We start from the raw sequence: 15,622 nt of genomic DNA, 5'->3' as shown, positions 1-15,622 counted from the left end.
GGCCGGATGTCGAGGACGGGCCCCCGGCTCCGACGTCTCATGCGAGAGGTGCCCGAAGGGGGCGCCGCCACCAGCCGCACTATCCGGCACCTGAGGAGACACGACATGAAGTACCTGCTGATGGTTCTCGGAAAGCAGTCCGACTACGACGCCATGAGCGGCAAGCGGACGGACGGGCCCGCCTGGACGCCGTCCGATCTCAAGGCGATGTTCGAGCACATGGGGGCGATCAACAACGATCTCGCCGAGGCGGGCGAACTGGTCGACGCCCAGGGGCTGGCGGAGCCGTCCCAGGCCAAGCTCGTCACCGCGGACAAGGACGGCCGGCCGGTCGTGACGGACGGGCCGTACGGGGAGAGCAAGGAAGTCCTGGCCGGGTACTGGGTGATCGACGTCGAGAACCCCGACCGGGCCACCGAGATCGCCGCCCGGGCGTACGCCTGCCCCCTGCCGGAAGGTGCCCCGAACTATCCGGTGATCGTGCACCCGATCCAGGGGCCGGGCGGGTGCGAGATGTGACCGGGGACAAGCGACGGGAGACGTGACAAGGACCAGGGACGTGACCGGTGACAAGGGAGCCGAGGACCTGCTGCGACGCCTGGCGCCGCAGGTCCTCGGCGCGCTCGTACGGCGCTACGGGCACTTCGACGCCGCCGAGGACGCCCTACAGGAGGCGTTGCTCGCGGCCGCCGTGCAGTGGCCGGATGAGGGCGTGCCCGGCAATCCCCGGGGCTGGCTGATCAAAGTGGCCTCCCGCCGCCTGACCGACCTGCTGCGCGCCGAGCAGTCACGCCGCCGCCGCGAGGAGACGGCCGCGGCGCTGACGCCGCCGGACGAGTTCGTGGCTCCGCCGCCCGGCGAGGCCCGGGCGCCGTCCGAGGAGGACACCCTCACGCTGCTGTTCCTGTGCTGCCATCCCGCGCTCAGCCAGGCCTCCCGGATCGCGCTCACCCTGCGCGCGGTCGGCGGTCTGAGCACAGCCGAGATCGCCCACGCCTTCCTCGTCCCCGAGGCGACGATGGCCCAGCGCATCAGCCGGGCGAAGCAGCGCATCAAGGCGACGGGCAGCCACTTCAGGCAGCCGGAGGAGCCGGGGGAGCGGGCGCGGCGGCTCGCCGCCGTACTGCACGTGCTCTACCTGATATTCAACGAGGGCTACACCGCCACATCCGGCACCAGCCTGCAGCGCACCGACCTGGCCGCGGAGGCGATCCGGCTCACCCGCGCCGTGCGCCGCCTGCTGCCGCACGAGGGCGAGGTGGCGGGGCTGCTCGCCCTCATGCTGCTCACCGATGCCCGCCGTCCGGCGCGCGCGGCGCCCGACGGCTCCCTCGTCCCGCTCGCCGAGCAGGACCGGTCCCTCTGGAACCGGGAGTCGGTCGCCGAGGGAGTCGAGCTCGTCACCGACGCGCTGTCGTCCCGCGGCGAGTCCGTCGGCCCGTACCAGCTGCAGGCGGCCATCGCCGCGGTCCACGACGAGGCCGCACGTGCCGAGGACACCGACTGGGGGGAGATCCTCGCGCTGTACGAGCTGCTGGAGCGCCTCTCGCCAGGGCCCATGGTCACGCTCAACCACGCCGTCGCGGTCGCGATGGTACGGGGCCCGCGGGCCGGTCTCGCGATGCTCGAATCCCTCGACACCGACGACCGGTTGGCGGGACACCACCGCCTCGAGGCGGTCCGCGCCCACCTCCTGGAGATGGCCGGTGACACGGAGGCGGCCAGGACCGCGTACGGGAAGGCGGCCCGACTGACGCTGAGCATCCCGGAGCGCCGCTACCTCCAGGGCCGCGCCGCCCGGCTGGTCTGAGGCCCCGCCGCCCTTTTCGGTGAGGGCGGGCGGGAAGGCCCGCGCCGTCGGCGCGGGGACAATGGGCGGGTGATCCACCGCTACCGCTATCGCGTACTCGGCGCCACGCAAGTGCTCCGCCCCGACGGCACCGAGGTGCCGCTCGCCGGGGCACGGCTGCGGGCCCTGCTGGCCGCGCTGGCCGCGGGCGGCGGCCGGGCGGTGCCGACGGGACAGCTGGCCGCCCAGGTGTGGGGCGAGGACGAGGCACCGCCCGCCGATGAGACGGCCGCGCTCCAGGCGCTCGTCGGGCGGCTGCGACGAGCGCTGGGCAAGGAGACCGTGGTCTCGGCGCCCGGGACCGCGGGCTACCGGCTGGCCGCGGAGCGGGACGAGATCGACCTCTTCCGCTTCGAGCGGCTGGCGGCGGAGGGCTCCGCCGCGCTGGACGAGGGCGAGGCCGAGAAGGCGGCCGCGGTGCTGGACGAGGCGCTGGCGCTGTGGCGCGGGCCGGTGCTGGCGGACCTGCCGGGCCGGGACGGTGAGCCGCTGACCGTACGGGCCGAGCGGCGGTATGCGGAGGCGCGCAGGTTCCGGCTGGCAGCGGAGGTGGCGGCGGGCCGGGCGGAGGGTGCGCTGGCCGAGCTGGCGGCGCTGACCGCGGGGCATCCCCTGGACGAGCCGCTGCAGGCGCTGCGGATCCGTGCGCTGCGGGCAGCGGGGCGGCAGGCCGAGGCGCTGCAGGCGTACGAGGAGGTGCGGGTTCGGCTGGCCGACCGGCTGGGCGCCGATCCGGGGCCCGAACTGCGCGCGCTGCACGCGGAGTTGCTCTCCCCGGCCCCAGCCCTTTCCGGGCCCGGGGGCTTCGCAGCCGGACCTCCGCCGGGGCCCGCGTCCCCGGAACGCCCGGGAGGGGACGGGGCGCACCCGCCCGGCAACCTTCGCGCCCGGCTCACCTCCTTCGTGGGGCGGGAGACGGAACTGGCGGAGCTGACCGAGCAGTTGAGGGGGCAGCCGCTGGTCACCCTGACCGGCCCCGGCGGCGCAGGCAAGACCCGGCTGTCGCTGGAGGCGGCGGAGGCCGCGGCCGAGGCGGCTGCCGGCGGGGCGTGGCCGGACGGCGTATGGCTGGCCGAACTGGCGCCCGTACGGGATCCGGGGACGGTGCCGGAGGCGGTGCTGACGGCGCTCGGGGCGCGTACGACCGGGGTGCGGAGCGCGGCGCAGGAGCTGAGCGCGGCCGAGCCGGCTGCGGCCCGGGCGGCCCGGGCCCGGGATCCCCTCGCGCAGCTGGTGGAGCACTGCGGGCAGCGGCGGATGCTGGTGGTGCTGGACAACTGCGAGCATGTGATCGGCGCCGCGGCCGAGTTGGCGGAAACCGTCCTCACCTCCTGCCCCGGGGTGACCGTACTGGCCACCAGCCGGGAGCCGCTGGGCGTGCCCGGCGAGTCCGTACGGCCCGTGGGCCCGCTGCCGCAGGAGACGGCGCTGCGGCTGCTCGCCGACCGCGGCCGGGCCGCGCGGCCCGGATTCCGCACGGACGAGGACCCGTCGGCGTGCGCCGAGATCTGCCGCAGGCTCGACGGGCTGCCGCTCGCCGTCGAACTGGCCGCGGCCCGGCTGCGGGCGCTCACGCCACGGCAGATCGCGGACCGGCTGGACGACCGCTTCCGGCTGCTGAGCAGCGGAAGCAGGACCGTACTGCCCCGGCAGCAGACGCTGCGGGCGGTGGTGGACTGGTCCTGGGACCTGCTGGAGGAGGGCGAGCGGGCCGTCCTGCGGCGGCTGGCGGTCTTCTCGGGCGGCTGCCGACTGGACGAGGCGGAGGCGGTGTGTGCGGATGCGGGTCTTCCAGGTGATGTCGTCGAGCCGCTCAGCTCCCTTGTCGACAAGTCGCTGGTCGTCGCCGCTCCGGACGGGCGAGGCGGGATGCGCTACCGGCTGCTGGAGACCGTCGCCGAGTACGCGGGCGAGCGGCTGGCCGCGTCCGGTGAGCGGGAGGCCGTCGAGCGGCGCCATCTGACCGCCTACCGGGAGCTGGCCCGGACCGGTGAAGGGGAGCTGCGCGGACCGCGGCAGGTGGAGTGGCTGGAGCGGTTCGAGGCGGAGCACGACAACCTACGGACCGCGCTGCGCACGGCAGTTGACCTGCGGGAGGAGCAGGACGCGCTCTGTCTTGTGCTGTCCATGAGCTGGTTCTGGCAGCTGCTGGGCCACCATGTGGACGCCGGTATCTGGTCGGCCGCTGTCGCCACGCTGGCACCCGACCCCTTCGACGAGCCGGTACAGGCGGCCGTACCCCTGCGCGACCGGTGCACGGACGCTCCGCCGCCCTGGTCCGATGAGCAGCTGTGGGAGGCCAGGCGGGGAGTACGGCTGATGATCCGCGCAGGCAGCACCGAGGACGACGCCGCCGACCTGGCGAAGCCCGAGGCCCAGGCGTATCTGGGCCGGATCGTGACCGCGTACCGGCAGGGACAGCCGCAGACCTGCCGGCAGCCGGGCTCCGTGTGGTACTTCGCCCGGCTGATGACGGGCGAGTTCGCCAGTCTCGAGGAGACCTTGGACGCCGTCGTGCGCGACTGCCGGGAGCTGGGGCCTGACCACGGCTGGGAACTGGGCTTCACGCTGCTGATGCGCGCCAAACTGCGCCACCGCCCCGATGCGCTGGACCGCGCCGCGCGCGACGCCGACCAGGCGCTGGAGCTGTTCGAGCGCGCCGGGGACCCGTGGGGGATCGCCGAGTCGCTGTCCGCGCGCGGGGAGGCGTACGAGCGGCGCGGGAGGTACGAGGAGGCCGCCGCCGACTTCGAGCGGGCGATGGAGGGTTCCGCGCGGATCGGCGCCCGCCTCCAGGTCCCGGTGTTCAAGGCCCGGCTTGCGGACGTACGGCTGCGCACCGCCGTCGGCACCGGGGCCCGGGAGCGCGCCGAGCGCCTGCTGCTCGAGGCGGTGGCGGAGTCGCGCCGGTTCGGCGGGGAGACCATCAGCACGGCCGGGCTGCTGCTCATCCAGCACTACGGGCGCACGGGGCGTACGGGGCGGGCGCGGGAGCAACTGGACGAGACGGAGCGGGCGTTCCCGCCCGGCACACCGGCGTTCTTCGGCGGCGTGGCGGCGGGGCTGCGCGGCTGGCTGGACTGCCTGGACGGGGAGTACGGGCAGGCCGAGGGGCACATCCGGGAGGCGGTGCGGCGTTTTGAGAGCCTGGCCTATCTGGTGGCGCCGCGGCTCGTCACCGACCAGTTCCTGGGCGCGGCCTGGGCCAAGGCGCATCTGGGCGGGGCGGAGGACGGGGCGCGGCTGCTGGGCGCGTACGACCGTAACGCCCTGACCGGGGGCTTCGGTCTCCGTCCGTTTCCGGACGAGGCCGAGATCCGGCGGCGGGCGGAGGGTGCGGTGCGCGGGGTGCTGGAGGCGGCGGCGTACGAGCGTGCGTACGCGGAGGGCGGCGGCCTCACGGTGAAGGAAGCCGCCGCCCTGGTCTGAGGGCTCGTGACGAGTTCCCGGTTACTGCCGGGCGCGCGCCAGGAGTTCCCGTGCGTCGGCGAGATCGTCCGGGGTCGGGGCGTCGTCCTGGGTGAGCTTGAGCCGCCAGTACCCGGTGAAGTCGATGGACCTCTTGTCGATGCCGCGGTCGTTGACCATGTGCCGCCGCAGCGCGCGTACCGTGCCCGCCTCACCGGCGAGCCAGGCGAACACCGAACCGGACCCGGACGGGAACTCCGCTGCGCGCACGGCTTCGACGAGCGCCTGGCCGTGTGCGTGCCTGTGCGCTTGACTGTGTGCGTGGCCGAGCGACTGGTTGTGCGTGTGGCCCTGCCCGGCCGGGTCCGTGCCGCGGTGCAGCCAGTGGACGGTCAACTCGCCCGCCGTCTCGAACCGCTGCTCCTCGGCCGCGTCGGCGACCTCGATCCAGGCCACCGCGCGAGCGCCCTCGGGCAGGGCCTCGATCAGCGTGCTCATGGCGGGCAGCGCAGCCTCGTCCCCGGCCAGCAGCAGCCAGTCGGTCGTGCCGAGAGGGATGGGCCTGGCGAACATCGCCGACGGCCCGAACATCCCTAGCGTGTCCCCGGCCGCGGCGGCCCCCGCCCACCGCGTCGCCGGGCCCCCGCCCGCGTCGCGGTGCAGGACGAAATCGATGTCGATGGTGCGGTGCTGTGGGTGGTGCGCGCGGATCGTATAGCTGCGCATCCAGGGCCGCTCGTCCTCGGGGATCGCGCTGAACGCCTCGTACCACCGCATGACGTCGCCATCCGTCCCCGCCTCGGGAAGGCGGGGCACGGCCTGGCCCGGCTTGGGAAAGTACAACTTCACCTGCTGGTCGGGGCCGTCGAGGCCGAAATCCGCGAGATCGTCTCCGCCGAAAGTGATGCGGGCCATGCGCGGCGTGACCCGCTTGACCTCGGTGACCTGGATGAGCCGTACGGGCAGCGGCTGCTCCATAGAACGAACCTCCTGAAGGATGCGTATAGGGGTTGGCAGCTGTACTGGTGCGGCCACGCGGCCGACCGCTGGGCACGGCCATCCGGCCCGGGGCCGGGCCCGCACCGCCCCAACGACCCTCGCAGCGGCCCCCTATACGCGACCGACAGCCCGCCTACACGCGCGTGCAGGCGGGCCGCATGTCTTACGGTTCGCTTACGCGGGTCGTTCCCGCCCTGCCGGGCCGTATCGCTCCTCTACGCTCGCGGGCATGCCCACCAGCGAGCTGGGCCCCGCCCTCCGCACCATCGTCCTCCGCGACATCGTCCTCGTCAGCGCTCCGCCCCTGCTGCTGGCCGGGGCCGGGCTGGGGCACCCGGACGCGCTCACCCGGTCCACCGCCGGCCACTGGGCCGGTCTGCACATCTGGCTGCTGCCGCTGTTTCCTCTGCTGGCGCTGGGCGTGGTGGTGCCGCTGTGGGGGCGGCCGGGCCGTGACGCCGCCGGTGCTGCCACCGTCGTCGCGTGGGTCGGCGCCTTCGGCTACGCGGTCTTCTACACCGGTCTGGACGCGGTGGCCGGGATCGCCGCAGGAACGGTCCGCGGGCACGCGGGCGTGCACCCCGGCACCGTCGTGCACCCCCTCTTCCGCACCGGCGACGCCCTCGGTCACGCCGGCGCCTACGCCCTCGGCGTCGCCGTACTCGCCGCGTCCGTCGCGCTGTTCCTACGGCATGGGGCACGCGTCCTGCCCGGCGCGGTGCTGCTCCTCATCGCCTGCTGGTCCTTCACCGACAGCCACATCTTCTGGCCCCGCGGCGTGCTCACGATGCTGGCATTCGCCCTCGGTTTCGCCCTGCTGGCGACGGCGCCCCGGCGCGCGTGACCCTTCGGCCGCTCCGTTGAGCCGGTCCGTTCAGCAGGAGACCCGACCCCTAGACTCGAACACGTGCACGAATTGCCGCCCGACCTGCCGCGCCTCCGCGTCCTCGAGACGTACCTCCGGCTCCAGCTCGCCGCCGTCGAGGCCGCCATCGTGAAGGCCGAGAAGCGCGGGGGCCGGACCGACGTGGAGTGGTGGGTCATCTGGGAGCGGACCCGGCCCGGCGTAACGCGACGCGGCACCATCCACCGCCGCGGCTGCTGGAGGGAGGGAGAGCCGACGCTCAACGCCGACCAGGCGACGAAGGCCCTCCGGGACCCGCGGATCGCCCCGTGCGACCTGTGCATGGGCGAGTTATTGCGCCGCGGCATACGCCCGGATCCGGCCTGACGAAGACGTCGGTCCTCCGCCCCGGAGGCGGAGGACCGGGAGGATCTTCCGCGTTGACAGGCGGCCACCGGGTGGTTGTAATGATGGGCGTGTCGCGTGACGCCGACCAAAGAGCAGTGGGCCGGTTGGCAGTTGGGCGGGCACCCTTCGCGAAGGGACGATGCCATGGGTTCGTATTCCACAGGCCGCGACTGACGTAAGTGCCGCCGCGCGAGGTCCCTTGTTCCGCGCGTAGCCCCTTGTTCCCGCGGTGCCCGGATGCCTGGCACCGCCGGGTGTGACGTCAGTACGCCCCCCAAGTACGCCATGCTGCAGACGGCTGCCGTGTGCCCGTGTCCCGGCGAACCGTCCGCGGATCCCCGCACCTCCCCACACTTTCTCTGGAGACCCGACACCGCATGCCCACGCCCACATCCTTCAACCAACCGATCATCGAGGAGTTCCGAGCCAACGGAGGAAAGGTCGGTGGTCCCTTCGAGGGCGGCGACCTCCTTCTGCTGACCACCACCGGCGCGAAGTCGGGGCAGGAGCACACCGTTCCCCTCGGCTACGTTCGCGACGGCGACCTGCTGCTGGTCGTCGCATCCGCCGGCGGCGCGCCCCGTCATCCCGCCTGGTACCACAACCTGCTCGCCCATCCCCTCGTACGTGTGGAGATCGGCACCGAGGTGTTCGAGGCGGTCGCGGTCCCCGCCGAAGGCGCGTGGCGCGACGGGCTGTTCGCGCGCGTGGTGAGCGCGGAGCCCGGATACGCCGACTACCAGTCCCGCACCACCCGAACCCTGCCGGTCGTGGTCCTGGAGCGCTCCGAGCCCGAGGCGGGGGAGGGCCGCCGTGAGGTCCGCGAGGCCGCCAGCCTCGCCGACAAGCTCCTGGAGGTCCACACCTGGCTGCGCTCGCAGTTGCGGCATGTACGCGAGGAGGCCGACGCCGTCTTCGCCGCGCGGGCGGCCCACCGGGGCCCCGGCGAACCGCCAACACTGGGCCTGGGCCTGCAACTCCGGCAGCACTGCCTGGCGTTCTGCCAGTCCCTGGAGTTCCACCACACCAGCGAGGACGCCCACGTTTTCCCCGCACTCGCGAGCCAGTACCCCCACCTCGCCGACGCCCTCGACCGGCTCGACGCCGAACACCGGACGGTCGCGCGCATCCAGGGCGAACTACTCGCCCTGCTGGCCGACATCAACGCTGCCGACCCCCAGCGGTTCCGCACCGAGCTGGACCGTATGTCGGAGGAACTGCGAGCCCACCTCGACTACGAGGAGGAGTCCCTCCTCCCCGTCCTGTCCGAGATCCCCCTGCCCCCGGCCCCACCGGCACCCGACGCGGTCTGAAGCGCAATCTGTCCGCGCACGTCTGCCTGGACCTGGGCGACCACGACTCCGCTGCCACCTCTCTCGCACGCTCAGCCCGCTTTGTCTTCGTACAGCTTCCAGGCCGGATAGCGCATGGCGGTGCCTGCGTGCTTGCCGCCGTCCAGAAGCTTCTTGCGGTGCAGCATGAGCCGTAGGTGTCGTGCCGCGTTGCTGTCGTCGCTCGGACCAGAGTCGAACAACACGGCAGTCGGAGCGTCCTCGGCCTTTCTCATGATCGCATCGGCGGGGTGCCCATTGATCTTTTCTCCGAGCGCGACGCTGGTACCCGGTTGTTTGGACAGCTCTTGGTAGAGGCGTTTCAACAGCTCGTCCGTCTCGCCCTCGCCGGCACGAGGAACGATGTCACCGGCAGCCTCCAACAGGGTCGCGGCGACACCGCCCCTTTTTCTCCAGAGGTCCGCGTCTCCCACCACGATGAGGTGGCTGCGGGCTCGGGTGATGGCGACGTTCCAGAGGTTGAGCTGGCGGTCGACCCAGCCGATTGCGCCGGGGTACATCCCTGCACCGGCGACGAGAGAGAACACCATGACGTCGCGCTCACCGCCCTGGAAGGTGTGCACCGTGCCGACGCGCAGCCGTTCCTGGTCGTATCGGCGCAACTGGCTGCGCAGCTCTTCGGCCTGGCCCTTGAAGGGGGTGACCACGCCGATGGTGGCTTCGGCCGGCAAGTGCTCCAGCAGGTCCCGTACGAAGCGTTCCACCTGGCTGATCTCGTCGCCGTTGACCCATGAGCTCCCGTAGTGAGGGCGAGCGGCCCTTCCTGCCACATGCGACCAGAAGATCGGGGGACGAGGTAGGGACGGCCGGTCCCGGGTGTCGGTGAGGACGGTCAACCCGCCGTCGTAGAAAAGCTCGTTGGAGACGGCCGCGATGTCCGGGTGGCAGCGGAAGTGCTCGTTGAGGAGCAGGGTGCCTCCCGCGGAGCGTTCGGCAGCGTGGAAGGCGGAGTGCCGCCGGTACGCGAGGCGCTGCTTTTCCTGCCAGTCGGAACGCAGCCCGGCCGTGCGCCGGATGAGGGCCTCGCGCTCCGGGCCTATCTTCGCGATGTGCGGCAGCTGCATGGCATCGCCGATGACCAGGGCGCGTCGCGCCCGGAAGAGCAGAGGCAGGACGTGCGGGATGGCGCACTGGCTGGCCTCGTCGATGATGACCAGGTCGAAGAGTGCGGGCTCGGGTGGGAATCGTCGCGCCGAGAGGCTGGTCACGGCCCAGGCGGGCACCGCGGGCAGGGCCGCTTTCACTGCTGGCCAGTCGCTGCGGCCACTGTCCCGCGCACTCAGCAGGCCGAGGATGGGTTGACGTCCTCTGCGGGCATTGGTCTGGACTGTGGTCTCCAGGAGGGCACGCGAGCTGGTCTGGACGGCCTGCTCCGCCATGTTCAGCGCCGCAGCCAGTTCGTCATCCTGCACATCCGCTGCCTGCCCGTGTCTGCGGCGCCAGTTCGCCTCCGCGGCCGCGAAGTCGGCAAGCGCGATACAGCCCTCGGCGGAGCCACCGTTGTAGGTGCCAAGGCCGACTCGGCGCAGCAGGCGGTTGCGCCGCTGTCTGCCGAGGATGCGCGCGCGGGCGAGGCGTTTCGCCTTGTGCATCACCTGATCCAGGTCCGTCACCTCCGCCAGGAGGCTGACCAGTTCGGCCGTCGGCATGCCGAGCTGATGGGCGTGTTCCTCCCGGGCCTCGCCTGCGCGGCGCAGTTCCTTCTCGAGTGCTGCTGCACGAGCGAGGTCCTGCCGCACGCGTGACAGCCGGCCGCTTGCCACCTCCGCATCCATGGCCACCGTGGCCACGGTGCGTGCGGGAATCGCCATGGCGCGCAGCGCGTGGAGGGCGGTGGCCTCGGTCTGCGTGTAGTCCATCGCCTTCGCCCGGGCGGAGCCGGTGCGCACCACGGTGCCGGGGACTAGCTTCTCGCAACGACGCCAGACCTCGTCCACGGCCTCGTTGTTGGTGGACGCCACGAGCACGGATTGGCCGCCGGCCACCGCGGTGGCAACGAGGTTGGCCACGAGCTGGCTCTTTCCAGTGCCCGGTGGCCCGGTCGCCACGGTGAGGCGGTGCGTCATCGCGGAGTTGAGGACCGCGGCCTGAGCCTCGTTGCAGGGCAGAGGCGTCACAAGACGTGCGGGCGCCGATTCCGAGTGCGCGAGAGCCTGCGTCCGCTCTGCCTGATCGGGGGAGAGGGCGGCGAGTGCCGTCGAAGGTATGCGGGTCGTGAGTCTTGCGATGGCGTCGAAGTCGTCGATCAGCTTCTTCGTGAAGTTGGTGTCGGGAAGCGCCAGGAAGAGGACGGCGGCGTTGCGAGCTCCGTGGCCGGGCGTACGTACATCGATGTGGTCGTCAAGCTGATCGGGGCGTGGCTCTTGCACGCACGGCAACTCGAATTCCTGCGTGAGAAGGTTGCGTACCTCGACGGCCATGCGATCGTGCTGCCCGCGATGCCAGGTGGGCTGGTACGTGTCGGCAAGCTGGGCGGCTTCTTCTTCACCCAGCCAGTCCCGGGCCAGACGAGGATGCGGCTGGACGGGACCGTACGGCTTCAGACGCACCTGGCCGTCCTGGTGGACGATCTCGACGCGGCGCACCAGCAGCGGAGCGAACTTCGGGTGGCGCCAGGGGCGCCCACCGCGCGGTCCGTTGAGGACCACGGCGGGATAGCCCGCCCAGAGTTCGGCATCGCGCTCCGCCGCCGACTCGACGAGCGAGGCTGCCTCCGCGGGGAGAGCCGTGCAGCCGTCATCGTCCACGTCACCGGCCAAGAAGCGCTCCGAGCCGGAGAGGCAGACGTACGACGTGTCGTGATCGCCGACCGACATCAGTGGCGTCTCGGTGTCGTCCGACAGAACGCACTCCCGGTAGTAGTCAGGAGATCGTTCCATGTGGGCTGGGGCAGCGCCGCCTTGGGCTGGGGACGCGCTGGACCCTCTGGCTGTGCCGCCGGCCTACGGCTCAGCGGCACGAGGAGCGGGGCGCTGCCGAGCGGGCAGCTGGCGAGGACGATGCGGTCGTCGACGCCGTGCGCGGACTTCACCGGCACCTGACGGCCGCCCTGGGCCCGCATACGCCGGTTGACGTAGTGGAACAGATCGTCCACCGATACTTCGCCGCTGCCGTCCTTGCCCACCTTCCCCGTCCGCAGCGCCTCGATCACCTCGGTCGTGAAGGCGGACGGCTTCACCTCGGCGGTGCTCACGGTGTCGGCGTAGGAGTCCTCACCGGCCCGTGAGGAGGACAGTACGTAGACGCCACGGCTGGTCAGCAGGGACTCCTCGCCGGACTTCGCCACCGACGCGGCTTGCCGGTCGGAGGTGCGCAGCCCCACGGCGAATCCGCCGCTACGGCAGCAGTCGATCATCATGACCTTCTGCGGGGCCCAGCACTGCTCCAGTTGCTCGTTGACGAAGCCGGCGCTCACTCCGGTCTCCGCGATCCGGTCGAAGTCCGTGTCCGTGGCGATGAAAGAGAACTCTCCGCCGGACTGGACCAGTCGGGTTCCGTGCCCGGATACGTACACCAGGGCCAACTCGTCCTGGTCACAGCTCTCGAGGAACTCGCTGATGGCCTGCCGCATGTCGTCGGCGGTGAGGTCGGTCAGGGGCATGACCGAGGCGAAGGCGCCGATGTTGCGGTGCTCCAGGACCTGGCGCAGTTCCCAGATGTCCGCCTGAGTGGACGGCAGAGCGCTGAAGCGACCGTCGTCGTACCGGTCGTTGCCGATCAGCAGGGCCCTGCGACGGATCAGCCGGGTCACGAGGCGTCGCCTCCCGCACTGCCGTTCACGTCGCCGCTCACCTTGTCCAGGAAGTCGCGGACCATTCGCTCCTGAGCCGCGTCCGGCCGACCTGTGATCGTGACGGAGTTTTCTTCGTAGGTGAGCTCGACCTTGCGGTGCCGTTCCTTGCCACACCATTCCGTGATCAGCGTGATCAGGATCTGGGAAATCGGGCGGGAGGCTGCGACTGCGGCCGCCCATAGCGCCACATCTCCCACACCGGCGCCTTTGTGACCGGCCTCGACGGACTCGTCGCCATCGACGAACCCGACGGCGAGCCCGTCTGCGTTCCCCAGCGCGAAATGTAGGTCTCGCGTCAGCCGTTCTTGCCGTAGTGCGTCGCCACCGGCTGGAACAACAAGCTGCCACCGGCGCCCCCCGTTCTTCATGCGCCGCTCCTCAGTTGGGCGGAGGATGAGTGAACCTGTACGTTCCACGGCTTCGACAGGTCCTTCAGTACTTCCGCTGCGTCCCTCACCATTGGGCCCCCGAATCACGCTCAGTGGTACGGCAAGGGCCGGACGCTAACGCCGGTACGCGGGGCGCACACAAGGGCGCAGACGCGCACGGGTCTCCGCATCGTGATTCCTTACGGATTTCCCCCGAGCGAGCTGAAGAATTCGGACAGATTTCCGGGGTGTTCGAATTCCTGGCCGCGCATGTCAGCGGGATCTGGCACCCTCCGCCTGTAGGGGAACGATCGCAGCGGCGGGCGCCGCACGAGAGCTGGGAGAGCGGGAGTTGACCTTGCTGAGGCCGACGGAGGAGCAAGAGGCTGCCATTCGACGATTCACTGCCGGCGACGATCTGGTCCTGCAGGCCGGCGCGGGCACGGGGAAGACTTCCACCCTGGAGCTACTGGCTGCTTCCGACCTCTCGCGCCGCGGTGTCTACATCGCGTTCAACCGGGCGATCAAAGACGAGGCGGCCAGTCGATTCCCGTCGCGCGTACAGTGCAGCACGGGCCACGGACTCGCCTATCGCGCCGTCGGATATCAGTACCGGCACCGGTTCGGAGGTGCACGCGTACCGGCATGGAGGACGGCGGAAATCCTTGGCCTCCGCAGGGCATTGACCGTGGGGCATAAGGTCTTCGAGGCAACTAATCTGGCATATGTCACCAAACAAACAGTGCTGCGGTACTGCCAGTCCGCGGACCGCGAGCTGGGCCCTCAGCACGTTCCCGTTCAGCGCGGCGCCGAGGACCCGCAGATCCATCGTGTCCTTACGAGCGCTGTCCTGCCCTACGCACAGCACGCCTGGGAAGATCTTTGTCGCCCCGACGGTGACAAACTGCGGGTCGACCATGACCACTACCTGAAGGTCTGGCAGTTAACTGATCCCTACATCGCCGGCGACTACCTACTCCTCGACGAGGCTCAGGACACCAATCCCGCCCTGGAGTATGTCCTCATGGGGCAGCGTGATCACGCCCAGTTGGTGTTGGTTGGTGACTCCGCCCAGCAGATCTACAGTTGGCGCGGCGCTCGCGACATCATGACCGGCTTCAATGGCACCCACCTCAGCTTGTCACAGTCCTTCCGGTTCGGCTCTGCACTGGCAGATGAAGCCAACCGTTGGCTTGCCATCACGCGCTCCCCGCTACGCCTGACCGGGCACTCCGAGATCACGACACGGATCGAGGAGGCCAAGAGTCCGGACGCGATTCTGTGCCGGACCAACGGTGGAGCGATGAGCGAAGTGCTACACCTCATGGATGACGGTCGTCAGGTTGCCATGGCCGGCGGAGGCGGCTCGTTGCGCAGTCTGGCCATGGCCGCACGTGATTTGAAGGCAGGCAAAGGAACCCGTCACCACGAGTTGTTTCTGTTCAAGACGTGGGGCGAGCTACAGGAGTACGCCGAGAACGATCCAAATGGCGCCGACCTTCTCCCCTGGGTCGAGCTGATCGACGACATCGGCACCGAGGCCGCACTCGGCGCCGTGGACCGCCTCGGAGCGGAGGACCAATGCGATGTGACCGTCTCCACCGTCCACAAGGCCAAGGGGCGTGAGTGGTCGAGCGTACGCATCGGTGACGACTTTCCCGAGCCCGAACCAGACGCTCTCGGCCGCCCCGGCCGGATTCACCCCGGCGAAGCGCGTCTCGCATACGTTGCCGTGACCCGCGCCCGCCACCAGCTCGATATCGGCGGCCTGACATGGATCCACTCACACCCCCAAGGCCAGCCAGGTACTGCAAACCCTCTCCCGCCAGGGCGGTCGCATGCATCCAGCCCCTGGGACAAACTCGGGCCCCTTGCGCATGAGGACAAGACCCAGCATGAGTGACGTGGCAGGAGGCGGCGATCGCGGGCGATGCAGTCACGTGGATCACCGACAAGGCCCTCCGCGTCCGGCAGGTCCAGGTGGTGCTCGGGCAGGCATCCGCCGTCATCATCCTGCGGATCTACGCGCACCCTGTGGACCGGCGAATACGACCGCACCCGGTCCGTCATGGACTCCGTGCTCGGAGTCCTGCGGACCGGGTGCGGACCGAAACGTCCTGCGGTGAAGAAAACCACAGGTCAGAGGGGATAAATCAAGATCAGGCGTTCTTGGTCTCCCAGAAGATCTTGTCGATCTCGGCGATCAGATCCAGCAGCTTCTGGCCGGTCGCCGGGTCCGTCGAGCCCTTGGCGGCGCTCGCGGCCTTCAGGGCGTCGTTGACCAGCTGGTGCAGCTGCGGGTACTTCTCGAAGTGCGGCGGCTTGAAGTAGTCGCTCCAGAGCACCGAGATGTGGTGCTTGGCGAGCTCCGCGCGCTGCTCCTTGATGACAATGGCCCGGGCGCGGAAGTGCACGTCCTCGTTGGCCTGGTACTTCTCCTGGATGGCCTTGACCGAGTCGGCCTCGATCCGGGCCTGGGCCGGGTCGTAAACACCGCAGGGCAGGTCACAGTGGGCGCTGACCTGCACCTTCGGGGCGAACAGGCGGGAGAGCATAGAGCTGTCCTTCCTCGTGATCGTCTTCTCAGGTGGGAGATTACTC

Annotated in this window: 12 protein-coding genes; 7 read left to right on the top strand and 5 right to left on the bottom strand. The window is 70.6% G+C overall.

The annotated features are described in order from the left end of the window. The first annotated feature begins 105 nt into the window (after positions 1-105). The 3 genes from ACTWP8_RS25465 (at position 106) to ACTWP8_RS25455 (ending at position 5,278) form a co-directional block, all read left to right on the top strand. Positions 106-519, top strand: a complete 414-nt coding sequence (locus ACTWP8_RS25465) for a YciI family protein (protein WP_443324456.1) — start codon at positions 106-108, stop codon at positions 517-519. Between the two features lie 40 nt (positions 520-559). Then, a complete protein-coding gene (locus ACTWP8_RS25460) occupies positions 560-1,810 on the top strand; it encodes an RNA polymerase sigma factor (protein WP_443324455.1) in 1,251 nt (416 codons plus the stop codon). Positions 1,811-1,879: 69 nt separating this feature from the next. Then, entirely contained in the window at positions 1,880-5,278 is a 3,399-nt protein-coding gene (locus ACTWP8_RS25455; protein ID WP_443324454.1) for an AfsR/SARP family transcriptional regulator, read from the top strand. Positions 5,279-5,299: 21 nt separating this feature from the next. Here ACTWP8_RS25455 and ACTWP8_RS25450 read toward each other — a convergent pair whose 3' ends face one another. After that, positions 5,300-6,235: a siderophore-interacting protein gene (locus tag ACTWP8_RS25450; protein ID WP_443324453.1), complete on the bottom strand. Its 936-nt coding sequence runs from the start codon at positions 6,233-6,235 to the stop codon at positions 5,300-5,302. A 250-nt stretch (positions 6,236-6,485) separates the two neighbouring features. Between ACTWP8_RS25450 and ACTWP8_RS25445 the strand changes: the two genes are divergently transcribed. The 3 genes from ACTWP8_RS25445 to ACTWP8_RS25435 all read left to right on the top strand — a co-directional run bounded on the left by ACTWP8_RS25445 (position 6,486) and on the right by ACTWP8_RS25435 (position 8,821). Beyond that, a complete protein-coding gene (locus ACTWP8_RS25445) occupies positions 6,486-7,100 on the top strand; it encodes a hypothetical protein (protein ID WP_443324452.1) in 615 nt (204 codons plus the stop codon). A 63-nt stretch (positions 7,101-7,163) separates the two neighbouring features. Continuing rightward, a complete protein-coding gene (locus tag ACTWP8_RS25440; RefSeq protein WP_443324451.1) occupies positions 7,164-7,487 on the top strand; it encodes a DUF6233 domain-containing protein in 324 nt (107 codons plus the stop codon). Between the two features lie 398 nt (positions 7,488-7,885). After that, a complete protein-coding gene (locus ACTWP8_RS25435) occupies positions 7,886-8,821 on the top strand; it encodes a nitroreductase/quinone reductase family protein (RefSeq protein WP_443324450.1) in 936 nt (311 codons plus the stop codon). Positions 8,822-8,892: 71 nt separating this feature from the next. On the opposite strand, the gene ACTWP8_RS25430 is transcribed toward ACTWP8_RS25435, so the two are convergent. Genes ACTWP8_RS25430 through ACTWP8_RS25420 form a run of 3 tightly spaced genes read right to left on the bottom strand, consistent with a single transcriptional unit; the run spans position 8,893 to position 13,021 of the window. Beyond that, positions 8,893-11,739: a DEAD/DEAH box helicase gene (locus tag ACTWP8_RS25430; protein WP_443324449.1), complete on the bottom strand. Its 2,847-nt coding sequence runs from the start codon at positions 11,737-11,739 to the stop codon at positions 8,893-8,895. Continuing rightward, positions 11,676-12,611, bottom strand: a complete 936-nt coding sequence (locus tag ACTWP8_RS25425; RefSeq protein ID WP_443324448.1) for a caspase family protein — start codon at positions 12,609-12,611, stop codon at positions 11,676-11,678. The genes ACTWP8_RS25430 and ACTWP8_RS25425 overlap by 64 nt, the downstream gene beginning before the upstream one ends. Then, positions 12,608-13,021 (bottom strand): hypothetical protein, encoded by a 414-nt coding sequence (locus ACTWP8_RS25420; protein ID WP_443324447.1) that lies wholly within the window; start codon positions 13,019-13,021, stop codon positions 12,608-12,610. The genes ACTWP8_RS25425 and ACTWP8_RS25420 overlap by 4 nt, the downstream gene beginning before the upstream one ends. A gap of 352 nt (positions 13,022-13,373) precedes the next feature. Between ACTWP8_RS25420 and ACTWP8_RS25415 the strand changes: the two genes are divergently transcribed. Further along, the gene (locus ACTWP8_RS25415) at positions 13,374-14,924 is read left to right on the top strand and encodes a UvrD-helicase domain-containing protein (protein WP_443324446.1); all 1,551 of its coding nucleotides are present in this window, start codon (positions 13,374-13,376) and stop codon (positions 14,922-14,924) included. Between the two features lie 256 nt (positions 14,925-15,180). On the opposite strand, the gene sodN is transcribed toward ACTWP8_RS25415, so the two are convergent. Further along, a complete protein-coding gene (sodN, locus tag ACTWP8_RS25410; protein WP_443324445.1) occupies positions 15,181-15,576 on the bottom strand; it encodes a superoxide dismutase, Ni in 396 nt (131 codons plus the stop codon). Positions 15,577-15,622: the final 46 nt, after the last annotated feature.

It is taken from the genome of Streptomyces sp. 7N604 (assembly GCF_052245475.1).
Classification (GTDB): domain Bacteria; phylum Actinomycetota; class Actinomycetes; order Streptomycetales; family Streptomycetaceae; genus Streptomyces.
Note: the sequence above shows the minus strand (reverse complement) of the source record. Positions and strands in the feature narration are given on the sequence as shown.